The sequence below is a fragment of the Hyphomicrobium sp. 2TAF46 genome (assembly GCF_052114865.1).
Taxonomy (GTDB): Bacteria; Pseudomonadota; Alphaproteobacteria; order Rhizobiales; family Hyphomicrobiaceae; genus Hyphomicrobium_B.
This window is the reverse complement of record NZ_JBFRFO010000006.1, coordinates 87,590-109,293: the sequence shown is the minus strand read 5'-3', so window position 1 is coordinate 109,293 and position 21,704 is coordinate 87,590. Positions and strand designations below refer to the sequence as shown.

Here is a 21,704-nt window from a genome sequence, read left to right as displayed (position 1 = left end):
AGGGGACAGTAGAATGCAGAATTGGCAGTGGGGTGGATTGGCCGCAATCGTAGCTTTGGCAGGCTTTGGAGCCGCCTTTGTGCATTTCACGAGTGCCGATATGGCGCACGGGCATGCAGAACATGGGGGTGTGGCGCATGCCGAGATGTTCGCAGCCGGAGAACCCGCCGACCCCAATAAGGGCTTCCGGGTTGTCGAGCTGGCGATGACCGAAGGCAGCGGCACGATGGCGTTCACGCCTGACGCGATAGACGTCAAAACCGGCGAGCAGATCAAATTCGTAATCAAGAATACGGGTGCGCTCGACCACGAATTCAAACTCGACTCAAACGAACAAATCGCCAAGCACAAAATCGCGATGGCGAAGAACCCTGAGATGATCCACGACGATCCCAATGGCACGCGGCTCCAGCCTTCGAAATCGGGTGAGATCTTCTGGAAGTTTTCTAAGGCTGGAACCTTTGAGTTCGCCTGTTTAATTCCCGGCCATTACGAAGCCGGAATGCACGGCAAAGTCGTCGTGAAATAGTTTGTAGACTTCAACAAGGAGAAGACGCATGCGTAGAATGATGATTGTAAAAGCAGCCGTTATGGCTGCTGGCTTCGCCGTGGCGAGCGTGCCCCTTGCTCTCGCACATGAAGGCGAAGTTCACTCGGCCGACGCTTCCCCGGCAGCAGCCACTGCGAAGACTTTGCCGATGGTGGCTGGCGAAGTAACGAAAGTTGATGCCGAGCAGGGCAAACTTTCGATCAAGCACGCCGCCATCCCGAACCTCGGTATGGACCCGATGACGATGGTCTTCAAGGCCGGCGATCCTGCGATGGTCAAAGACCTCAAGGCTGGTGACAAGATCAACTTCACGGCCGATAAGGTCAATGGTCAGCTTACGGCGACGAAAGTCGAGAAGGCGAAGTAGACGACGGTCACAATTTTGAATGGTCGGATGAGAAGGGCGGGCTGTGTGGCGGCTCCGCCTTTTTTTGGTATCGCCGATTGTCGTTGGTCGCACCGGCAGTGCCTGTTCAACTTTCCAAGATCGGTAGAGCTTGATGCTTATCAAGGCTAGAGTCTGGAAGACTTGGCATCACCTAGCCGCAGATGGTGTGCGCCTCTTGACCAAGTCCGGCTCTGTGCGCAATCGGCGGTTGATATTTCGAATTCGCCAAAAAGCACTTTGGGCCTCGGCGATACGGGCAAAGCCTCCAAGCATCGCACGCTATTCGTACTGTCAGAAACAAACCCAGGAGTAACCACCATGACGATGAACAATTCGCTCCGCTGCGCCGCGCTCGCTATCGCGCTGCTCGCTACAATTCCAGCCCTCGCGCAAACTTCCGATACGAAACCTGCCGACGCTGCGAAACCCGCCGATGCCACGAAAAGTATGGATTGTTCTGAAGCAAGCATGAAGGCAATGCATGATTCCATGATGAAAATGACGGACGCAAGCAAGAAGGCCGCCGCCATGAAGGAGATGGACATGGCCACGGATATGATGGCGAAGAAGGATGAGAAGGGCTGCATGATGCAAATGGATAAGGCAATGGGCATGATGAAGTAGGCCGAGAAAAGACAGGCATCCGCCATATTCCGGCGGATGCCATCGTGACTCACCAAGGCTGCTGTTCATAGCGACCGCGCAGATCCAGCACCAATGCAATGTGCGCGTGCTTGCCGAGCAGCGCAGCGATAGAACTGATGGGTGACTTTAGCCTAAATTTGTAAGCTACGATGATTGGACACCGATGCAAGTCCTGATCGAACACCAGCCTGGCCCATGGGCAGGCGAAAGGCCTGTCGAGATCGTCGAACGCAAGGGACTCGGTCACCCCGACACGATCTGCGACATGCTAAGCGAGCAACTCAGCTTGGCGCTCTCAAAACACTATCTCGATCACTTCGGCCTCATCTTGCATCACAATGTCGATAAGGCACTCCTGGCCGCAGGCCGGTCTGAACCGGCGTTTGGCGGTGGCCGCACTTTAGTGCCCATGGACATCTTTCTTTCAGGACGCGCAATCCATGACGTCCACGGTAAGGTCGTACCCGTTTGTGATCTTGCGAAAGAGAGTACTGCAGCCTGGTTGCACCAGAACATGCACGCCCTCGACCCGGCAACGGAAGTTCGCATCCACTGCTTGGTCCGGCCGGGCTCTCCAGAACTGGTCGACTTGTTCTTGCGGCAGCGGGACCACGGTGTTTACTTGGCCAATGACACATCGTGCGGCACGGGCTTTGCCCCATTGACCGAGCTTGAGCGTGTTGTCTTGGCTGTTGAACGCAAGCTCAACACTCCTGAATTCAAATCTGAGTTTCCGGAGACAGGCGAGGACATCAAGGTAATGGGTCTGCGCGAGCGCGACGACATTACTCTGACAGTTTCATGCGCGTTCATCGGCCGGTTCCTCAAGAATATTGGCGCCTACAGCAACGCGAAAGATCGGCTGCGGGAAGCCGTGCTGATGACCGCAGGGAACATCACTGGCCGGCCCCTTGCGGCACGCATCAACTTGGCGGACGAAATCGCAATTGGTTCCGTCTTCTTGACGGTTACAGGTACATCGGCCGAGGCAGGCGATGACGGCCAAACGGGTCGCGGCAACCGAGCGAATGGCCTTATTACGCCGTGCCGCCCCATGACGCTCGAGGCATCGGCGGGCAAGAACCCCGTCACACATGTCGGCAAGCTCTATAATGCGGCGGCTTCGCGCTTGGCTGCCGCCGTGATTGCAGAGGTGCCAATTGTTACAGAAGCAGAATGCTTTCTCGTCAGCCAGATCGGTGCGCCAATCGACCAACCGCGCATCGCGCATCTTCGCATCAGAAGCAACGACGGCGGGCTGAGTTTCACGGTGACGGACAAGGTTCGCGCCATCGCGGAGCGGGAAATTGCCGCGATTCCCTCGCTATGGAAGTCATTCTTGGCACAGAACCTCTCGGTGGCGTGATGATCGGCACCACGCAAAGGCTCAACTGTATTTTGATGCCGAGAACAACAGCCCGGAACACGCAGGGCAAACGTGATATGAGCAGCACATGGCTGATATGGTCTTTAAAGCAAAGTCCTTGACCAAGACCTACATGTCCGGCGAGCTCGCCGTTCATGCCTTGCGGGCAGTGGACCTCGAAATTCTTACAGGCGAGGTTGTTGTCCTTCTGGGCCCTTCCGGCAGTGGGAAGTCGACGCTCCTGAATATCATGGGAGGGCTCGACCAGGCCACGAGCGGGCAATTGTTTTTTAGAGACGTGGAGCTGACCGCGCTTGGGGACGGCGCTTTGACGGCCTATCGCCGCAAGCATGTCGGTTTCGTGTTCCAATTCTACAATTTGGTGCCGAGCCTTACGGCCTATGAGAACGTCGCGCTGGTGACTGAAATCTCCGAGCACCCTATGCGTCCGCAGGATGCGCTTGCGCTCGTCGGGCTCGAAGCGCGGATGGATCATTTCCCCTCGCAACTCTCGGGCGGTGAACAGCAGCGCGTCGCTATTGCGCGCGCAATCGCCAAGCGGCCGGATGTGTTGCTGTGTGACGAGCCGACAGGAGCCCTCGATTCAAAGACGGGGATTCGCGTGATTGAGGCGTTGCTCAGCGTCAATGCCCAACTCGGGACCACAACACTCATAATCACGCATAACGCCAGCATTCAGGATGTTGCGGATCGGGTCCTGTTCTTTGCAGACGGCCAGATCTCGAAGACACACAAGAATACGTCTCGCCGGGCCGCAGCCGAACTCATCTGGTGATTCAATGCGTGCGCTCGACATCAAGTTGACGCGTGACTTCCGGCGGCTCTGGGCCCAGGCCTTGGCAATTGCGCTCGTCATAGCGGGAGCAGTCGCGACGCTTATAATGGCGGTCGGCTCCTACCGGTCCCTCGATGAGACTCGCAACGCCTACTACGAACGTTACCGGTTTGCCGATGTTTTTGCGGTGGTACGGCGCGCCCCGAAACCGCTTATTGGCCCGATTTCTGAAATCCCTGGCGTGGCGGCCGTGGACGCGCGCATTGCCAAACTGGCGCTGCTCGACATTCCAAACTTTCGCGAGCCTGCGACCGGACAATTTATCTCGCTCCCCGAATTCGGGGAGCCGGTTCTCAATCGGCTGTATCTGCGATTGGGCCGCCTACCTGATGCCGCCAGAGCAGAAGAAGTGGCCGTCAGCGAGAGCTTCGCCAAGTCGCATCGTTTTGAACCCGGCTCCAAGTTCTCCGCCATATTGAATGGCCGCAAACACGAACTCGTCGTCGTCGGAATCGCACTATCGCCTGAATTCATCTACGCCGTAGGGCCGGGCGATATCATGCCCGATGATCGCCGTTTTGGAATCATCTGGATGCCGGAAAAGGCGCTTGCCAACGCGTACGATCTCGATGGCGCATTCTCGTCAGTAGCTCTGAAACTCTTGCCGGGCGCTTCGGAACGCGAGGTGACTATGCGCCTCGATGCGCTGCTCGACCGTTATGGTGGAGCAGCGGCGCACGGGCGCAAGGACCAAACCTCACACGCATGGCTCAACCACGAACTCGACATGCTCAACAACATGAGCCGCACCCTTCCGCCGATATTTCTTCTGGTGGCGGCATTCCTGGTCAATCTAACCCTCAGCCGGCTGGTCGCCCTCGAACGCGAGCAGGTCGGCCTCTTGAAGGCACTCGGCTATGGCAACGTTGCTGTTGCGTTCCATTACTTCAAGTTCGTGATTCTGATCGTCCTGGTTGGCATAATCATTGGAAGTGCGGCCGGCACCTGGCTCGGCGCACACGTCACTCGGTTGTTTGGCGATTTTTTTCGCTTCCCATTTCTCGTATTTACGAAGAACCCTGATCTCTACATTGCGGCAGCGGCTCTGAGCGCGGTTGCTGCACTGGTGGGCGCAGCCCGTGCGCTTCGCGAGGTCGTAGCACTCGCACCGGCCGTTGCAATGCAACCTCCCTCGCCCCCGAGATTTCATCGCATTTTACCTGCGTGGCTCAAGTTCGATAGAGTTCTGTCGCAACCGGTTGTCATGATGCTGCGCAATATTTCGCACCATCCGGTTCGGGCCGCATTCACGATGCTGGGCATGTCGCTCGCGACGGCCATACTCGTCGTATCGCTCTTTACGCGTGGTACGATGGAGGAATTGATCAATGTCACCTATTTCATGGCAGACCGGCAGGACGCGACCTTGAGCTTCGTCGAAAAGCGATCACAGGACGTCGTGTATCAGGTGACCCGGCTTCCGGGCGTGCTTGCGGTCGAGCCTTACCGGGAGGTTCCCGTTCGAATTCGAAAAGGAACCGTCGAGCGGCGCATCATCATCAGTGGCAGACCGGCCGACGCCGATCTCAGGCGGATCATCGACGTTGATCTGCACCCTGTCGTCCTTCCAGAAAGCGGTTTAGCGATTTCGGACTTACTCGCCAAGATCCTCGGAGTGGATGTCGGCGATTTCGTCGAGGTTGATTTGCTGGAGGGGCAACACCGGACCGTATCTCTGCCCATTGCGGCGCGGGTCGAGGACTATTTCGGCATTAGAGGCATGATGGACGCCAGTGCCCTGTCACGATTGATGCGCGAGTCACCGTCCGTCGATAGCGTCAACCTCGGCGTTGATAAAAACAAGCTTGACGACCTTTACGATGCGGTAAAGCGCCTGCCGGTCATCAGCGGCATGCCACTGCAGCGTGAGTCACTCGCGAACTTTCGCACGACCGTGGCGTTGCTGTTAACCACCATGGCCAGTATCTACACTGGGCTCGCTGCCATCATAGCTTTTGGCGTGGTCTACAACAGTGCCCGCATCTCGCTTTCAGAGCGAGCTCGCGAGTTGGCCAGTCTGCGTGTCCTTGGCTTTACCAAAGGTGAGGTGTTGCGCATCCTGCTCCTCGAACTCGCTCTCCTCACGTTTCTTGCGCAGCCTCCAGGATGGGTATTCGGCTATGGCCTCGCCTGGATCATGCGGACAAATTTGGCCGGCGAGCTCATGCGCGTGCGCTTGGTCGTCGAAAATTCCACGTACATTATTGCCAGCGGAATTGTGATCCTCGCTGCAGTCTTTTCTGCGCTGGTCGTGCGCAAGCGCGTCTACCGGTTAGACCTTGTGGCTGTCCTTAAAACACGAGATTAGATCCATGCAAGAAATTTGGCTGAAACGAGCGATAAGCGTCATCCTTATTGGGGCAGCAATCGCCGGGATCGTGTGGTTTGCATGGCCGCAGCCGGTTGCGGTCGATCTCGCTACAGCATCCTCTGGCCCCATGGAGGTATCGGTCGAAGAGGAAGCCAAGACACGCGTGCGCCACATCTACACCGTCTCAGCGCCCGTTGCCGGCAAGGTTTTGAGGATCTCTCAGCCCGGCGAGTCGCACGAAACCTCGCACCACATCGGCGATCAGCTAACCGCAGGCGAAACGATTGTCGCTGTCATGCAGCCGATGGCGCCGAACTTCCTTGATGTTCGTTCGCGCGAAGAATTGCAGGCCGCGGTTGGCGCCACCGAGGCTGCCGTGAAGTTGGCCGAGGCGGAGGTGCGCCGGATCGAGGCCGCGCTTGAATTTTCCCGTGATGACCTAAAACGGGCGCAGACATTGGCGCGCACCGATACAATCTCGGCGAAAGCGCTGGACAAAGCCAAGCTGGACGTGGCGACGAATGAAGCGGCGCTGGCGAGTATGAAGGCGCAGGCCGACGTGCGGCGTAGCGAGCGCGCGATGGCAAACGCCCGTCTGATAGACCCTGCAAGCGCTACCGCGCCGGAAAATCCCGGCTGTTGCATTCAGATTCGCACACCCGTAACCGGCCGCGTCCTCAGGATCATTCAGGAAAGCGAAGCCTCCGTTGCGGCGGGCGCACCTCTCATCGACATCGGTGACCCGCTCGATCTCGAAGTGGTCGCCGAGCTTCTCTCGACCGACGCCGTTCAAGTGAAGGCCGGTGCGCCGGTCCGAATTGACGGCTGGGGTGGCCCCCCGGTGCGGGGACGTGTGACGCGCGTCGATCCTGCCGGCTTTGTCAAGGTCTCGGCGCTTGGCATCGAAGAGCAACGGGTGCGTACCGTCATCGATTTCATCGACCCGCCTGCCGCTTGGTCTCAGCTCGGTCACGAATTCCGGGTCATCGTCCACGTGGCCATCTGGAGTTCCGAAAATGTTCTGACTGTGCCCGTCAGTGCGCTGTTCCGCAAAGGCGACGATTGGGCTGTCTTTGGTCTCAAGGATGGCCGCGCACATACGATCGTCGTCCAGATCGGGCACCGTAACAACCGGCAAGCAGAGGTGATTTCTGGCCTTGCAGCGGGCGAGAAGGTCGTGCTTCATCCCAGTGACCGGGTAAAGGACGGCGTCGCGGTCTCAGAACGTGAAAGCGGCTGAACCAAACGGCGGCACCTGAGCCAATTGATTCAGAAACCACCTCTTCGTTTGGGAGCAGGGCTCGATTATGTGCTTTTCGGCCAACGTAAGTTACGCCGCAGCGGCAGTTCTTTTGCCGGCTGGCGGGCTTGCCACCCAGAGGGCATACTGGGCGAACCGTGACTACCTGCCTATTGCGGTTCTGCCGTTCCTATTTGGGCTGCAGCAACTCTTCGAGGGGCTCGTTTGGACCGGCAATGCTCTCTCAAGCGATAGCATGGTCCAGCGCTATTCATTAGCTTACATGTTCTTCTCGTGGCTAGCCTGGCCCGTCTGGGTCCCGTTCTCGACATACTTTCTGGAGCCGTGCCGGCGGAGACACATTTATCTGATCTTTGCCATTCTAGGCGGCATGCTCGGAGCCGTGCAGTACTTCCCCTATTTTGCGCATGACGGATGGCTGATTACGACGTTCCTTCCCCATGCGGTTGTCTATCAGGGAACCGTGCTCTTCGATTTCATCATGAAGCGCGAATTGACGTATTCGATCTATCTCTTCGTCATCATTGCTCCGCTTCTCACATCATCAAATCGCCACGCTCAGATTTTCGGTTTACTTATTTCAGCCGTCGTTACGGTGACGTATCTCTTCTTTAAGTATGCCTACATATCGGTTTTCTGTTTTGGTGGCGCGCTGATGTCGCTGTACATTGTCTATTGGATTTTTAGCGAAACAGCGCCGGATCGAGGAAGAGCAGTATTCCAGTAGACAACCGGTGTCGCACAGCCGAATGTGCGGGCCAATATGTCCACCCATCGCGACCAATGAGTTCGGCACAAGCGTAGACCAATTGAACCCATGATGAGCGGTTCGCGAATAAGATGCCGCAAACGTCCGTCGTGCCGCCGCGGTTTCTGAATCCCGCAAATCGACTGGCACCCTATCCGATATTCAACCGTCGCAGCCGCCGACCATTGGCTCGCATTATGATGGTGATAAAGCGCGGCGGCCCGTGCGAATTCTCTCGGAGGCGGCTAATTTAGTAAGAGCCAGATCGCAGCATGCGTCGGCTTGGGCTGGGCGGCAGGTCTCCGCCGCTGCCGTTTCCGCCTGTATTGTAGGCACTTCCGCCGCCATGTGATTTCTCCCGGCCAAACCCGGCCTATTGCAGGAATTCTGACATCGCCTTTGCTACAGCGCCGCTGATATCAATTCCGTTCGACGTGTGCGGCACTGTGTTCGTGGAAACGATTTCAGACGCACCCGCCGTCATGAGCCGCTCGTATGCGTCTTCGGCAAATACCCCGTGGACGCCGAGGCACACGGGGGCGATGAAACCTAGACTGAGCAGACACCTCACGGCGACCTCCATGGTTCGACCCGACGAGATAATGTCGTCGACGAGTACCGGCGTCTTTCCACGCCATTGTTCGATATCCGGAAAGGTTATGTCAACGTCCCGATCTCCTCGCCGCGTCTTCTCGAGCGTCACGTACGGCACACCTGCGTCCGCGGCGACTACACTGACCCATTGCTCGCTCTCGGCGTCAGGTCCCACGACGAGTGCGGTCGATACATGATTGCGGATCCACTCCGATAGCTTGGGGGCGGCATGGCATACGCCGACAGGGTTCGAATATATCTCCGACATGGAAGCCCGGCGATGCAGGTGTGGATCGACAGTCGCAATCCAATCGAAGGCTGATGAAAGAAATCTACCGTAAGAACTCGATGTGATCGCCTCGCCCGGGTGAAAGCGCTTGTCCTGCCGCATATAGCCGAGATAGGGCGCGACAAGCCCAACGTGAGATGCGCCGAGGTCTCGCGCGGCATTCGCCGCGAACAGCAAAGGCAACGTCTTTGCATTTGGCCGATCGAGCGTGCACACCAGTACGATTGATCGACCTTGAACGTCGCTACCAAAGCGCATGTACGTCTCGCCGTCGGGAAAGGTGCGAGTTTCGAGTAAGCCCAGATCTGCGCCGAGGATTGAAGTCAGGAGATGTGTGAACTCCTCGTTTCCTGGCATCGCGAACAACAATGGCTTCATGGGCCCTCCGCGATGAAAACAATCTGCCGCTGAGCGGCAACGTAGTGGAGCGCATACTCCAATTCGCCTCGGGATTGAGAATGTACTGTAAAAAGTGGTTGCTTTTTTTCCACGCGGTCTCCCACCCGGACATGCAAGTCAATCCCTGCAGCTGGCGATTTTGGAGCCCCTGCTAGCTTGGCGATCTTGGCGAGGCGCCTGTTGTCGACCGCAGCGACGCGACCGGGAAATGTTGCCACAATGGGGTGGTGATGCTCAGCGATTGGCAGGGTTCGCATCCCGCCTTGCGCTTCGCATATGGCCTGGAACTTGATCCACGCGCGTCCCGAGTCGAGGGCCTCGGCCGCCATGGCCCGTCCTGTACCAGGCTGTGCGCGCCCCGCCAGTTCTAACAAGTGCGCGGTGAGTTCAAGTGCACGGTCACGCAAATCAGCTGGCGCGTCCGGGCGGCGTTGAAGGACGCTAAGAACATCGCGCGCCTCGAGCGCTGGTCCGATACCGCGCCCGACCGGTTGGCTACCGTCGGTTTCCACGATGCGAACATTGAGCCCAAGGGCCGCCCCGACTGCGGTTAGTCGTTCCCCCAGTCTATGGGCGGCTTCCACGCTGCGCACTTTGGCAGTGGGCCCGATCGGCAAATCGAACACAGCATGGGTCGCGCCGGCGGCGAGCTTCTTGGATATGACCGAGGCCACGAGCTGACCATCGCTGTCGAAGTCCAATGGCCGCTCGACACGGATGATAATGTCATCTGCCGGACTTAATCGCGCGGCTCCTCCCCAGGCAATGCACCCGCCTTCGCGTTCGACGACGCGGCGCATCGTTGCTAAATCCAGATTAACTGGCGCCAGAGTTTCCATCGTATCCGCAGTGCCTGCGGGCGACGTGATGGCTCTCGAAGATGTCTTTGGGATCGGTAGCCCGAGTGCTGCTATGATCGGGACCACCAACAGTGTCGTCCGGTTTCCCGGCAGGCCCCCCACGCAGTGCTTGTCCGCAACCACGGGATAGGGCCATGAGATCCGGTCGCCGACGCTGATCATGGCCCGCGTGAGACCAACGGTCTCGTCAAGATCGAGACGATTACCGGCGCACGCTGTCACGAATGCCGCGAGATGGATATCCGAGTAGAGACCCTTGGCAATATCGCCGACGATGGCGTTGAGTTCATTTTCACTGAGACGCGCGCCATAGGCTTTGGCACGAACGAAGCTTTCCGACTCGTTCGGTTCGGGATGCGTGAGTTCGATGACGTCCCCGTCACGCGCACCAAACAGAGACCACGCGGCTTCCGACAGGCTCGCCTCTTCAAGTCCCAGGAGGTCCGAGCGGATGACATTCAGTGTCGCCAGTAGGCTTTTGCCATTCGCGGATACTCGCACGCGTGAGCGCGCTTCGAACCCCTCCGACCGGCAGACATGGCAATCGGCGCGCATGTAGACAATGTGTTCCTGATACGTGTCGATACCGAGCCGGCGCAGGACGAGTTGCGACGGGGCTGTTGCTCCCGTCTCGTGTCCCACGGGCACCACCTCCAGATCTTTAGCGGCGCTCATGTCATCGACACCTTTTCGAGATAGTCTGGAACGAAGCTTTCCCATCCGAGGCTTTCCTCAATATGTTTTCGCATGGCGTCGGCCGCCGCCGGTTCGCCGTGCGTAAGACAAATTTTACCCGGCGCCTTGCGGAACGACTTGAGCCAATCGAGGATTTCCGCATAGTCCGCGTGACCAGAAAGGCTTTCAAGGTTGGCCACTTCGGCACGCACTGGGATGTAGTCCCCATGAATCTTGACGGTTTCCGCTCCACCAACCATGGCGGCACCTCGCGTTCCGCCTGCCTGAAAGCCTGAGAAAAGAATCAGGTTCTTCGGATCTGGGGCGAAGGCCTTCAGGTGATGCAAGACGCGTCCGCCCGTCGCCATCCCGCTGGCCGAGATGATGATCATTGGGCCATGTTTTAGGTTCAACTCTTTTGACGCTTCGGGGCTGTTGACGAACTCGGCGACTTGGCATGCCGCCTTGCACTCCTCCACGCTCAAGCGATGCTCGGAACGGTAGGTGTGGTAAATTCGAGTGGCATCCACGGCCATCGGGCTGTTGAGATAGATCGGAACATTGGGGATCTTGCCATGCCCCTTCAGTCTTGCAACGAGGTGAAGAAGTGTCTGCGCCCGTCCCACGGCGAATGCGGGGATGACAACAACGCCACCGCGCGAAAGTGCACGATCCAGGTGAGACGCAAGCTCAAGCTCAGGGTCCGCAGGGCTGTGCCGTCTATTACCGTATGTCGACTCAAGCACGAGCACATCCACGGCCTCGACTTTCGTCGGAGGACGCATGATAGGGTCATTGGGTCTACCCAAATCGCCGGAGAATAGAACGCGCTTTCCCGCGCTTTCAATCAGGATCATTGCTGCGCCGAGTATATGGCCCGCAGGCAGGAGACGCGCGGAGGATGCCGCGCTAAGCCGGATCGGCTCGTCAAAGTCGACAGGGTCGAGGTGCTTAAGCGCGCGATTGGCATCGTCCACGGTGTAGAGGGGCAAGGCTGGCTTATGCTTCGAGAAGCCACGCTTGTTGGCGAAGCGCGCTTCTTCCTCTTGTAGATGTGCGGAGTCGGGCAGCAATATCTCGCAAAGCTCCTGAGTAGCCTTGCTGCAGTAGACGCGTCCACTGAATCCGTTTTTTACAAGCAACGGAAGATAACCGCTGTGATCGATGTGCGCGTGCGTTAGCACGACCGAGCTTATCCGCCTCAGGTCGATCGGCAGAGGCTGCCAGTTCCGCAATCGGAGCTGTTTGAAGCCTTGGAAGAGTCCACAGTCAATGAGAGCAGGTGCCTCGCCGTCGTCAAAGAGATACTTCGAACCAGTAACCGTGCCCGTGCCACCCAGAAACGTTAACTCCATATATCGCCTCCATTAAGTTTTTTGAGTCTGTTGTGGTGACGGTCGCCATTGGCACTTTTCACATATTGAGAACTGTACTGCTGGGCGGGACTGCTTTGAAAGCTCAATTCGCAATCTGCGGCGAGATGTGCGGCCCCTAGTTGACCGCGATCAACGTCTAGCAGGAATTCTTTCAATCGGACTGATCTCAATCCCATGATCGAAATCGTAGCCGGACCTGACTTTCGCTTGGTGGTTACACAGCATTCGATTGATCAATCATGGCCGCTTGCTGCGGTCGATGACGGGCGTACAAAATGCGCTGACAGATTGCAGTGAGCACGGCCGAACAATTGCGTTCGGCCATTTCGATTCCTCTAGTTCTGATGGATCCTCTTCAAATACTTCGAAAGCTAAGCGTCCGGACAGTCGAAAAACACTTTGGACGCATGCTGTGTCGAAACAGCAAGACAGAATAGTCACGCAATGCTGTCTAGTTACACCCCGTTACAAAATTGGTAGGCCGGCGAGCGGATATCAATGTCCTAGATCAAAGGTAACCTCTCAGTTCCAATTCAGGATCCAAATCGAAGAGGCTTTGAAACAGGTCGGACGTAAGAGAGCAGTCATGATCAGAATTGAAGACGCCGTCGTCCGTTTCCTCAGCGTTTCTGGCGTTATGTTGGTTGTCTGGCACACCGCGTCCGCTCCGGTGGCCACCCCTTTTCTGATCTCGCCTCTGCTACTGTTCTTGGTCGTGATCACAATGCGATTGCTTTGCCCGCCGGACGCTGAGATCCGCCCGGCCCGCATCGGGCCCGACCCCATCAAACGTACAAAAAGGAGGACGCATCGTGGACAAGCTTAACACTTTGTCGGTTGGCATTGCATCTGCGGTCACGATGGCGCTCGCAAGCGTGCTGTGTGCCATGGCCTTCGCTTTCTGGCCAGACGCGACGCTCGATTTCTTCGGTACCTTCATGCACGGGCTTGACCTGAACGTCCTCAAGTCCACCACCCCGATTGGGCTCGGTCGAGCGCACTATGGCGCCGCAGGTCTCGGGATTATCGGGTTCATCTTGGGCGTCGTGTTCGCCTCAATTTACAACTTCGTTAGCCGGCGATAGTGCGGAAGGGATTGCTCCTATGCAAAGAGCGTCTACGGCTGTGCAATTGCCGTCGAGCAGATCGCGCCGGAGTCTCGAAGTAGGCCGTCCGGAACCGGCAGTGGAGCCAACCGGAAAGCATCTGAACTTTGTCAAAGCCCTGTTCGTTAACATAAGGAGACTCGATCATGTCTAAGACCACCCCTGCCCACGAGCACGTGCCGCATGAACCGGAGAAAGCCGGCTGCTGCGGTGGAGAACATGGCAAGGGCAAGAAGGCGGCACCGACTCTGAAGGAACAACCCGTACCATCTGAGCATGACAAACTCGAGCCGGCCCAGCACGCGCATAGCGGTTCTTGCGGTTGCGGAAGCAGCAAGGCGAACAAATAACTGCACCCATCCTCTTGAACCTAGGAGAACGACAATGATGAGAGCATTGAAGGGTCTGTCGATAGCCACAGTAGCTGTAGGGTTGTTATCCGCTTCAATAGTCGGGGGTCGCGCGGAAGACACGTCACACGAAGCGCACCATCCTGCCGGTGCAGCAACTGAAGAACCTCAAGCAGCCAAGCCCGACGCGACTACAAAACCGGATGCGACGGCCGACGCCAAGAAAATGGGTGGCATGATGGACGGCGACCACATGTCCCAAATGATGAAGATGATGCAGGAGATGCACGGAAAGATGATGGGCGGCGGCATGGCGATGATGCCCAAGGGCGACGCTGGTCCGTCAAGCATGGCACTCAATGGCATCATGATGAAGATGCAGCAAGATATGGCGATGACCTATACGGGCAACACCGACATCGACTTCGTCAAGGGCATGATTCCGCATCACCAAAGCGCAGTCGACATGGCGAGAACTGTGCTCGCTTTCGGCAAGGACCCGGACGTCAAGAAGATGGCCGAGGGTGTCATCAAGGCCCAGGAATCGGAAATCGCCTGGATGAAGGAGTGGCTGAAGAAGCAGGGTCAGTAGGCCGCCCCAGGATATTCAGCGCGGAGCTATCCAGCCCCATGCTAGCGTCTATTTCAGTCCGGCATTGCCGTAGGCGCACTGGCGCACCGAAAGCATGGTGGAGGATGTTGCCAAGCACTTTGGCCAATTTACGCATAACTGATAAAATAATATTAGGAGATCAGGTCATGGCTGAGGCCGCGACGCTATCCCGACACTCGTCAGAAGGCGGGCAGCCGCACGATGCAGCGGCGGAGTCGCATGTCGAACTCTCGATTGGCGGTATGACGTGCGCCCACTGTCCGCCGGCGATTGAGAAGGTTCTGACGGCCGTGGAGGGCGTGACAAACGCTCAAGTCAACCTTGCAAGCCGCGTGGCGAGCATCACCTACGATCCCGCTCGCGCCAAGGTCACCGATTTGGTGCACGCAATTCGAGCGCATGGGTATAGCGCCGGCACAGCGACGACCCGTATCCCACTGAAGAACATGCACTGCAGCTCGTGTGTCATCCGCACCGAGCTTGCACTGCAGATGACCCCAGGCGTGGTCTCGGCACGCGCGAGCCTGCTGACCAATGCGGTTGATGTTGAGTATCAGCCCGACAAGACCGACTTCGCCGCTATTCGCAAGGCCATCGAGCAGGCGGGCTACAAGGTGGCCGAGACTGGTGCGGCGGCCGAGGTCGAGCCTGCCGACGAGGGCCTCGCGCCAGAAGAGGTCGCACAGCAAGCGGAATACCGCACCTTGATGCGGAAATTCTGGTTTGCGGCCGCCGTCTCCGTGCCGGTCATGGCGCTGAGCTATCCCGATCTCATCCCGGGATTGCGCGATTGGATGCCAATGGGCAGCGGCACGCGGCGTGCGGTCTGGGCGCTTCTCGGTGTCGTGAGCCTGCCGGTGATGCTGTGGTCAGGCTCGCAATTCTTCACCGGCATGTGGGACGCGCTGAAGCACCGCGCGGCCAATATGCATACACTGATTTCCATCGGCATTACGGCCGCCTTTCTTTATTCGGTCGTCGCAGTAACCTTTCCGCAATTCTTCCCGAATATGGCACTGGCTGAAGTTTTCTGGGACGTGACCGATGTGGTCGTGGCGCTCGTGGTCTTGGGGCTCGCTCTCGAGATCAAGGCCAAGGGGCGCACCTCTGAGGCGATCAAGAAGCTCGTTGGTCTTCAGCCGAAAACGGCGCGGGTTCTCCGTGACGGCAAGGAAATCGACGTTCCGGTTGAGGAGGTCATTGCCGGAGACACCGTCATTGTTCGACCCGGCGACAAGATCCCGGTCGATGGGTTGGTGCTCGAAGGCACGAGCGCAATCGACGAGTCCATGATCACCGGCGAATCCATGCCGGTCGAGAAGGGCGTCAGCGACGAGGTCATCGGCAGCACCCTCAACAAAACCGGTAGTTTCAAGTTCCGGGCGACCAAAGTCGGCAAAGACACCGCACTGGCGAACATCGTCCGCATGGTCAAGGATGCACAGGGTTCGAAGGCACCCATTCAGCGGGTCGTCGACACCGTGTCTGGCTACTTCGTGCCAGCGGTGATGATCCTTGCTATCCTCGCGTTTGTCGCCTGGTACAATTTTGGACCAGAGCCGCGCATCGTTTACGCGACCATCGTTCTGGTTACCACACTCATTATCGCTTGCCCGTGTGCGCTTGGCCTTGCCACGCCGACCTCTCTCACAGTGGGTATCGGCAAGGGGGCTGAGAATGGCATTCTGATCCGTTCGGGCGATGCCCTGCAAAGTGCTGAAAAACTCAATGCCATTATTCTCGACAAGACCGGCACCATTACGCGCGGCGAGCCGGCGCTTACGGATGTGGTGGTAGCGGAAGGCCAGAGTAAAGACGTGGTCCTGCAGCTTGCCGCGTCGCTTGAGCGAGGCTCCGAACATCCCCTAGGCGAGGCCATCGTCAAGGGTGCTGGGGCGCGCAAGCTCGTTCTGACTGATGCCAAAGACTTTGCGGCCATCCCCGGTCATGGCGTCAGCGGCCGCATTGGCGACCGCGCTGTTCTGCTAGGCAATGCCAAGCTCATGCGCGATCGTGGCATCGGCATTGAAATGCTTATTCCAGATTGGGAACGGCTCGCCAGTGAGGGCAAGACGCCGATGTATGTGAGCATCGACGGCAAGGCCGGTGGGCTCGTTGCCGTTGCCGACACGGTCAAGCCCGACTCTAAGTCCGCCATCGAAGCATTGAAACGTCTTGGCATCGAAGTCGTCATGTTGACCGGCGACAATGAACGCACCGCAAGAGCAATCGCCAGCCAGGTCGGCGTCGATCGCGTGCTCGCCGAAGTTCTGCCCGGCGAAAAAGCGCACGAAGTCCAAAAGCTCCAGCTCGAAGGCAAGACAGTCGGAATGGTAGGTGACGGCATCAACGATGCGCCGGCCTTGTCACAAGCCGACGTGGGCTTCGCCATCGGCACAGGCACCGACGTCGCTATCGAGGCGAGCGATGTAACCCTCATCAAGGGCAGCTTGATGGGTGTGGTGACGGCAATAGAGATCAGCAAGGCGACCATGAAGAATGTGCGCCAGAACCTTTTTGGTGCCTTTGGTTACAACGCGCTCGGCATCCCGGTTGCCATGGGTGTGCTTTATCCTTTCCTGGGAATTCTGCTCTCGCCCTTGATCGCTGCAGCCGCCATGGCCTTCAGCTCGGTCACGGTCGTCACCAACGCCAATCGGCTGCGGTTCTTTAAGCCAAGGAGGATCTCGTCATGACCCCGGACCGCTGGCTCGTTACCGCTCTTGGCCTTGGGCTCATCGCATTCATCGTATGGTTCTTCTGGATGAAGCGCTCCACCGGTGTGCGCCCCTCTGAAACGAGCGGTGGCTACCAGGAGGCGATGATCCTAGTTAAGGGTGGTTATACCCCTGACACCATCATCGTGCGCGCTGGAAAACCGGTGCGGCTCAACTTCCGGCGCGAAGAGACCGCCTCTTGCTCTGACAAAGTGATATTCGCGGATTTCGGCAAGAGCGCCGATTTGCCGACTGGCCAAACTGTGCCGGTAGAATTCGTGCCGAAGACGCCCGGCGAATACGTGTTCGCCTGCCCGATGGGCATGTTTAAGGGGCGGCTGATCGTTGAATAAGGAGCTTGCCATGACAGACCACGAGCGTTTGAATCACGAGACCGCCGCAGGAAGCAAATTCTGGCCGTCCCGGCGCAATATCGTTCTAATCGCTTTCCTTGCCATGGGTGGAGTGCTCCTGTTTACCGAGCACAGGGCGCACGTCCTCGGAATCATACCTTGGCTGTTCCTGTTCGCTTGTCCGCTGATGCATGTGTTCATGCACGGGGGGCATGGAGGTCATGGCGGACACGGTGGCGGCCATGCTGGTCACGGCCGGCCTGATCAGACGGGCCAGGAGCCACCAGGATCTACGGGAACATGGGACCCATCCAAGGGAGAGAAGTCATGACCGATCAGGTACCCGCCTACGGATTGTGGAGTTTGGTCGTCATCAACTCCGTGATTTTCATTATGTTTGCTTACACCTTCTTTAAACCGCAGACGGCCCGCGACTGGCGTTCATTCGGCGCCTTCAGCGCTTTCCTCGTTGCCCTTTTCACCGAAATGTACGGCTTTCCGCTGACAATCTATTTTATGTCAGGCTGGTTGCAGAGCCGCTACCCCAACGTGGATTGGTTTTCGCACGACGCTGGCCATCTCCTGGAGATGTTGTTTGGCTGGAAGACGAACCCGCACTTCGGCCCGTTCCATATTCTGAGTTTCGCCTTCATCGGCGGCGGCTTCATACTGATTTCGAATGCCTGGTACGTGCTCTACGAGGCGCAAAAGTCGCGAGTACTCGCAACGACCGGTCCCTATGCCTATGTTCGCCACCCGCAGTATGTTGGCTTCATCCTGGTGATGTTCGGCTTCTTGCTGCAATGGCCGACGATTCTCACGCTCCTTATGTTCCCGGTGTTGGTTTGGATGTACGTGCGCCTGGCCCGCGAGGAGGAGCGCGAGGTTATTGCCGAGTTCGGCGACACCTACAGGAAGTACGCGGCCAACGTCCCGGGCTTTATTCCCCGTCTCTCAGGACCGGCACGTGCACCTAAGTGAGTCATGTTGGGGCGGTCATAGAAGGCCACGCTATGAATTTGACGAATGAGGCATCGACGATGACAAGTTCACAGACCAGACCAACGGGCGCGCCAATAGAGCGGTCGCCGCACGGCACATTCGGCTTCGTATTCAATCACGGGGTGCCGTTCGTATTTGCGGGCCTGCTCTGGTACGTGCTCTGGTGGGGGCATTCGCCCGAGCTGCAAACAGTGGACGCAGCCATGTGGCACGTCTCTTGGGTCGGAGTCATCGCTCTCGTCTACGTGGCGCTGCAGGCACGCGCCGTTCTCGCCCAGCCGCGTGGAGGCGTTGGCCATTCGATGATCGAGATACTCGTATCTCTCGTACCGCTTTTTGTGGTCGGATACGCTTTCATCGACTGGATGCGCGGAGCAAACACGTTGTCCGTCTTTCAGGTGATCGTCATGGTGCAGGCAGCCATTGCGATCCTGATTGATGTCGTCATCTTCACTTGGTTTTCGGTGAGCTTGACCCGGCTTTCGGCGCACACGATCAAAATGCAGTAGCTTGTAATCAGTGGCGGCTGGTGCCGGTTGCCGGATAGGGCACCTGCCAAGCCAGTGCATCTCCCAAATTCGTTGCGCCTGGTACGAAGTTTGCTGACCTTGGGACCCATGATGCCGGCTTCCTGATTTGGTCCCCATGCCCTTAACTTATCCTCCCAAAATGCAACGCTGGCACACGCTTGACGATATGCTTGCGCCGGAACGAAACAGTTTCGGCATCATCCGTCTCGCAATGGCACTCTGCGTGCTCGTCTCGCACTGCTTCTTTTTGGCAACCGGATCAAGCCAGCAAGAACCGCTATCCTGGACGGGCTACACTCTGGGCGACTATGGGGTCCAGACCTTCTTTATCCTCAGCGGCATACTCGTGACGCAGAGCTTGGCTAAGAGCGGCGATGTCCTCGATTTCGCAATCGCCCGCGCGTTGCGAATTTTCCCGGGACTTATTGTCTGCGTCTTCGCCACAGCGCTCATTCTCGGGCCGATTGTCAGCAATTTTGATTTTGCGAGCTATTTTACCAGCAGAGAGCTGCCGCTATACCTCATCAAGACACTGCTTCTGACAACCGGCTCGGCACCCCTGCCGCAGGTCTTCAGTGAACTTCCTGCACCAAATCTTGTCAATCTGTCGCTGTGGACATTGAAGTATGAGGTGCTCTGCTACATTGGCCTCGGCGTTATCGGCATTGTCATGCTCGCGTTGAACAAACGTCGCGCTTTCGGAATTGCAGTTCTCGCAATGTCTCTTACCGCTATTTTCTACAAACGGCCGGAGCTTGGCCCTGACAACGCGTTGGTGGACAGCATCAGATACTTTGCGTTGTTCTTTGGCACCGGCGTGATCGCGTTCGCTGCTCGCATGCGCTTGCCTATCACCGGACTCGCTTTGCCGCCCTTGTTTGTCATCTGCGTTGCGGCAGCAGGCACGCGTTGGGCCGAACTCGGCTCGGCTGTTTTCCTTGGCTACGGTGCTTTGTGTATCGCTTCTCAAAAATTCGGTGCTCTCCGCGCCACCACCAATCGTTACGACCTGTCGTATGGGACGTACATCTATGGCGTTCCGGTCACGCAAACGCTTTTGCATTTCTGGCCAACCATGGGATTGCCTGCACTCGTCGGATTTACGACGGCGATCGTCTTGCCGCTCGCGTTTGTGTCGTGGACGCTGGTCGAAAGCCCTGCACTTCGGTTGCGAAAGAGTTTGCGTTTGTCGTACAGCTCGTGGCTACGGGGTACTCGCGATGAGCTGGTTGCTTAGCTCGTCGCAAAATTTGCAACCGGCGGCTCGCCAATTGCTCGTGTGCTCTATCTCGTCAACCCCGGCATAACCTTCGGCTTTACAGTGCCGAAGCATGCCCGATTGCGCCATTGGCAAATTCTAGCCGCAGTGCCGCGGGTCAGCCGACGAAGAGCACCCGAGCGGGTGCGAGCTACCAGTTTGCTGCCAAAGCACAGGGGCGAAACCGCCGCCGGGGGTGCGGAAGTTTGTCGTCTGACCTTGGTAGAGCCGGGCAGCAACGATCCGCACGTTGCCGTCATAAGTGTAGCAGCGAACGTCGACCTTCATAACTTGGTGTTGGCCATCGAAGACCACGGTCCGCGCACTTGGCTTGACCAATTCCTGAGCTACGTAGGTCCCATCGAGAATATTCTGCCAAACCTGCCGTGTGAGCTTGTCGCCCCGATAAGCCGCCTTGCTGCCAAATCCGGAAGCGGGCTTAAAGAAAAGATGATTGCGCCACGCCCACAGCTCCTCACCGCGATTTCTCGTCACGAGCACCGTTTTGGGAATGCCTTTCGCGACGATCTCGATCAACTGGCGGCTAACGCCCCAGTTCTCAAGCGTATTGACCTCGGTCAAGCGCACTAAGTTGCGCTTGTCGGCAAAAAGAGCATGTGTCCACGGGTTAGGCGTGACCACGGCATCCCCTGCGAGGTAGGCGGAGCGAAGCGTCGCGTGGTCCTCGTCCTTAAAACTAAAGTCGGTAGAACGATTATAGACGAGATCGATCGTTTGAGCGCCGAGCCAAAGCCTGCCGCCGCGATGTTCGAGCGCCGCTGGCGACGTAATCACGCAGCCGATCCCGTGGCGTTGGAATAGACGCTGAAACAGGAGAAACTCGGGATACAAGTACTGGGCTTCGGGCTCTCGATCGACGATGGCGATCATAGCAAGCGGTTGGTCGCCTCTTTGTCGGCGCCACTCGCCGTAGAAATCCTCCATGAAGATGGCATCAGCGGCGTGGTCGCCAAACTGCCCTGGAAAAACATTCTCGACAGCCGGGCAGCATGCCTTCTGGGCTCGCGCCAGGAAGGCATTGATCAATGCCCCGCCGGCATTTGTGTTGATCTCGATCAGCTTTGGACCGTCGCCACCCAAGTGAAAGTCGTAACCCATGAATACGCCAACTGGGCCTAGGTTGAACTGGGATATCGCGGGTGCCGATTGCAAGGCAGCCTCGCGATAGGGTTCGAGTTTGGCGATCGTTTCGATTGCACCGATGATTTCGGCCATGCGAGCGGCGTGTTCGTAGCGAAGGAAGACTGGCACATTGGAAATGAGCGTTGGGTGCGTTAATGCCAGCTTCTGGAAGAAAGATGGATCGCCGATCTCGGTTTCGAGGGCGTTGTTCAAGGCTGCTCGATCGAGCGTAATACAAGTGCAGTCTGCGTTGAGGCTGTCCGGGCCAAGGCTCATTGATCACCCTCCTTCGGATCGTCGCGCCGCCGATTTTG

General features: G+C 57.6%; 21 protein-coding genes. 17 read left to right on the top strand and 4 right to left on the bottom strand.

Features of this window, described 5'->3' with window-relative positions; translation table 11 throughout:
- Positions 1-13 precede the first annotated feature (13 nt).
- From AB4Z24_RS13735 to AB4Z24_RS13700, 8 genes are all read left to right on the top strand, one after another.
- A complete protein-coding gene (locus AB4Z24_RS13735; protein ID WP_441709008.1) occupies positions 14-529 on the top strand; it encodes a cupredoxin domain-containing protein in 516 nt (171 codons plus the stop codon).
- Positions 530-557: 28 nt separating this feature from the next.
- Complete coding sequence (locus AB4Z24_RS13730) at positions 558-917, top strand: copper-binding protein (RefSeq protein ID WP_441709006.1); 360 nt, start codon at positions 558-560, stop codon at positions 915-917.
- A gap of 258 nt (positions 918-1,175) precedes the next feature.
- The gene (locus AB4Z24_RS13725) at positions 1,176-1,562 is read left to right on the top strand and encodes a hypothetical protein (protein WP_441709005.1); all 387 of its coding nucleotides are present in this window, start codon (positions 1,176-1,178) and stop codon (positions 1,560-1,562) included.
- A 184-nt stretch (positions 1,563-1,746) separates the two neighbouring features.
- Positions 1,747-2,949 (top strand): methionine adenosyltransferase, encoded by a 1,203-nt coding sequence (locus AB4Z24_RS13720; RefSeq protein WP_441709003.1) that lies wholly within the window; start codon positions 1,747-1,749, stop codon positions 2,947-2,949.
- 88 nt (positions 2,950-3,037) lie between these two features.
- Positions 3,038-3,745, top strand: a complete 708-nt coding sequence (locus tag AB4Z24_RS13715) for an ABC transporter ATP-binding protein (RefSeq protein ID WP_441709001.1) — start codon at positions 3,038-3,040, stop codon at positions 3,743-3,745.
- Between the two features lie 4 nt (positions 3,746-3,749).
- Complete coding sequence (locus AB4Z24_RS13710) at positions 3,750-6,113, top strand: FtsX-like permease family protein (RefSeq protein WP_441708999.1); 2,364 nt, start codon at positions 3,750-3,752, stop codon at positions 6,111-6,113.
- 4 nt (positions 6,114-6,117) lie between these two features.
- Entirely contained in the window at positions 6,118-7,356 is a 1,239-nt protein-coding gene (locus AB4Z24_RS13705) for an efflux RND transporter periplasmic adaptor subunit (protein WP_441708997.1), read from the top strand.
- 67 nt (positions 7,357-7,423) lie between these two features.
- Positions 7,424-8,104, top strand: a complete 681-nt coding sequence (locus AB4Z24_RS13700; protein ID WP_441708996.1) for a DUF6629 family protein — start codon at positions 7,424-7,426, stop codon at positions 8,102-8,104.
- A gap of 394 nt (positions 8,105-8,498) precedes the next feature.
- On the opposite strand, the gene AB4Z24_RS13695 is transcribed toward AB4Z24_RS13700, so the two are convergent.
- Genes AB4Z24_RS13695 through AB4Z24_RS13685 form a run of 3 tightly spaced genes read right to left on the bottom strand, consistent with a single transcriptional unit; the run spans position 8,499 to position 12,297 of the window.
- Entirely contained in the window at positions 8,499-9,386 is an 888-nt protein-coding gene (locus AB4Z24_RS13695) for a ribose-phosphate pyrophosphokinase (protein ID WP_441708994.1), read from the bottom strand.
- Positions 9,383-10,942 carry a thymidine phosphorylase family protein gene (locus AB4Z24_RS13690; protein WP_441708992.1) on the bottom strand — a complete coding sequence of 520 codons (1,560 nt, stop codon included), beginning with the start codon at positions 10,940-10,942 and terminating at the stop codon, positions 9,383-9,385. Before AB4Z24_RS13690 ends, AB4Z24_RS13695 begins: the two co-directional genes overlap by 4 nt.
- Complete coding sequence (locus AB4Z24_RS13685; protein ID WP_441708990.1) at positions 10,939-12,297, bottom strand: MBL fold metallo-hydrolase RNA specificity domain-containing protein; 1,359 nt, start codon at positions 12,295-12,297, stop codon at positions 10,939-10,941. Before AB4Z24_RS13685 ends, AB4Z24_RS13690 begins: the two co-directional genes overlap by 4 nt.
- 833 nt (positions 12,298-13,130) lie before the next feature.
- Here AB4Z24_RS13685 and AB4Z24_RS13680 point away from each other — a divergent pair.
- The 9 genes from AB4Z24_RS13680 (at position 13,131) to AB4Z24_RS13640 (ending at position 20,226) form a co-directional block, all read left to right on the top strand.
- Positions 13,131-13,403 carry a DUF5676 family membrane protein gene (locus tag AB4Z24_RS13680; RefSeq protein ID WP_441708988.1) on the top strand — a complete coding sequence of 91 codons (273 nt, stop codon included), beginning with the start codon at positions 13,131-13,133 and terminating at the stop codon, positions 13,401-13,403.
- Positions 13,404-13,570: 167 nt separating this feature from the next.
- Entirely contained in the window at positions 13,571-13,774 is a 204-nt protein-coding gene (locus AB4Z24_RS13675) for a hypothetical protein (protein ID WP_441708986.1), read from the top strand.
- Positions 13,775-13,808: 34 nt separating this feature from the next.
- Positions 13,809-14,366, top strand: coding sequence for a CopM family metallochaperone (gene copM, locus AB4Z24_RS13670; RefSeq protein ID WP_441708984.1), 558 nt, complete (start codon positions 13,809-13,811; stop codon positions 14,364-14,366).
- A 167-nt stretch (positions 14,367-14,533) separates the two neighbouring features.
- Complete coding sequence (locus AB4Z24_RS13665; protein ID WP_441708983.1) at positions 14,534-17,083, top strand: heavy metal translocating P-type ATPase; 2,550 nt, start codon at positions 14,534-14,536, stop codon at positions 17,081-17,083.
- On the top strand, positions 17,080-17,457 hold the full coding sequence (locus AB4Z24_RS13660; RefSeq protein WP_441708981.1) for a cupredoxin domain-containing protein: 378 nt from the start codon (positions 17,080-17,082) through the stop codon (positions 17,455-17,457). Before AB4Z24_RS13665 ends, AB4Z24_RS13660 begins: the two co-directional genes overlap by 4 nt.
- 10 nt (positions 17,458-17,467) lie before the next feature.
- Positions 17,468-17,788, top strand: a complete 321-nt coding sequence (locus tag AB4Z24_RS13655; RefSeq protein ID WP_441708979.1) for a DUF2933 domain-containing protein — start codon at positions 17,468-17,470, stop codon at positions 17,786-17,788.
- Positions 17,785-18,438, top strand: coding sequence for a methyltransferase family protein (locus tag AB4Z24_RS13650; RefSeq protein WP_441708978.1), 654 nt, complete (start codon positions 17,785-17,787; stop codon positions 18,436-18,438). The genes AB4Z24_RS13655 and AB4Z24_RS13650 overlap by 4 nt, the downstream gene beginning before the upstream one ends.
- A 59-nt stretch (positions 18,439-18,497) precedes the next feature.
- Positions 18,498-18,968 (top strand): hypothetical protein, encoded by a 471-nt coding sequence (locus AB4Z24_RS13645; protein ID WP_441708976.1) that lies wholly within the window; start codon positions 18,498-18,500, stop codon positions 18,966-18,968.
- 136 nt (positions 18,969-19,104) lie between these two features.
- Positions 19,105-20,226 (top strand): acyltransferase family protein, encoded by a 1,122-nt coding sequence (locus tag AB4Z24_RS13640; RefSeq protein ID WP_441708974.1) that lies wholly within the window; start codon positions 19,105-19,107, stop codon positions 20,224-20,226.
- Positions 20,227-20,346: 120 nt separating this feature from the next.
- Here the strand turns inward: AB4Z24_RS13640 and AB4Z24_RS13635 are convergent, their stop codons facing one another.
- Positions 20,347-21,666: a hypothetical protein gene (locus AB4Z24_RS13635; protein ID WP_441708972.1), complete on the bottom strand. Its 1,320-nt coding sequence runs from the start codon at positions 21,664-21,666 to the stop codon at positions 20,347-20,349.
- Positions 21,667-21,704 lie beyond the last annotated feature (38 nt).

Coding starts and splice junctions, on each gene's coding strand:
- AB4Z24_RS13675 (WP_441708986.1), top strand. CDS start 13,571: ATGTCTAAGACCACCCCTGCCCACGAGCACGTGCCGCATGAACCGGAG.
- AB4Z24_RS13635 (WP_441708972.1), bottom strand. CDS start 21,666: ATGAGCCTTGGCCCGGACAGCCTCAACGCAGACTGCACTTGTATTACG.
- AB4Z24_RS13735 (WP_441709008.1), top strand. CDS start 14: ATGCAGAATTGGCAGTGGGGTGGATTGGCCGCAATCGTAGCTTTGGCA.
- AB4Z24_RS13710 (WP_441708999.1), top strand. CDS start 3,750: ATGCGTGCGCTCGACATCAAGTTGACGCGTGACTTCCGGCGGCTCTGG.
- AB4Z24_RS13720 (WP_441709003.1), top strand. CDS start 1,747: ATGCAAGTCCTGATCGAACACCAGCCTGGCCCATGGGCAGGCGAAAGG.
- copM (WP_441708984.1), top strand. CDS start 13,809: ATGATGAGAGCATTGAAGGGTCTGTCGATAGCCACAGTAGCTGTAGGG.
- AB4Z24_RS13665 (WP_441708983.1), top strand. CDS start 14,534: ATGGCTGAGGCCGCGACGCTATCCCGACACTCGTCAGAAGGCGGGCAG.
- AB4Z24_RS13695 (WP_441708994.1), bottom strand. CDS start 9,386: ATGAAGCCATTGTTGTTCGCGATGCCAGGAAACGAGGAGTTCACACAT.
- AB4Z24_RS13640 (WP_441708974.1), top strand. CDS start 19,105: ATGCCCTTAACTTATCCTCCCAAAATGCAACGCTGGCACACGCTTGAC.
- AB4Z24_RS13715 (WP_441709001.1), top strand. CDS start 3,038: ATGGCTGATATGGTCTTTAAAGCAAAGTCCTTGACCAAGACCTACATG.
- AB4Z24_RS13685 (WP_441708990.1), bottom strand. CDS start 12,297: ATGGAGTTAACGTTTCTGGGTGGCACGGGCACGGTTACTGGTTCGAAG.
- AB4Z24_RS13690 (WP_441708992.1), bottom strand. CDS start 10,942: ATGAGCGCCGCTAAAGATCTGGAGGTGGTGCCCGTGGGACACGAGACG.
- AB4Z24_RS13645 (WP_441708976.1), top strand. CDS start 18,498: ATGACAAGTTCACAGACCAGACCAACGGGCGCGCCAATAGAGCGGTCG.
- AB4Z24_RS13700 (WP_441708996.1), top strand. CDS start 7,424: ATGTGCTTTTCGGCCAACGTAAGTTACGCCGCAGCGGCAGTTCTTTTG.
- AB4Z24_RS13655 (WP_441708979.1), top strand. CDS start 17,468: ATGACAGACCACGAGCGTTTGAATCACGAGACCGCCGCAGGAAGCAAA.
- AB4Z24_RS13650 (WP_441708978.1), top strand. CDS start 17,785: ATGACCGATCAGGTACCCGCCTACGGATTGTGGAGTTTGGTCGTCATC.
- AB4Z24_RS13705 (WP_441708997.1), top strand. CDS start 6,118: ATGCAAGAAATTTGGCTGAAACGAGCGATAAGCGTCATCCTTATTGGG.
- AB4Z24_RS13730 (WP_441709006.1), top strand. CDS start 558: ATGCGTAGAATGATGATTGTAAAAGCAGCCGTTATGGCTGCTGGCTTC.
- AB4Z24_RS13660 (WP_441708981.1), top strand. CDS start 17,080: ATGACCCCGGACCGCTGGCTCGTTACCGCTCTTGGCCTTGGGCTCATC.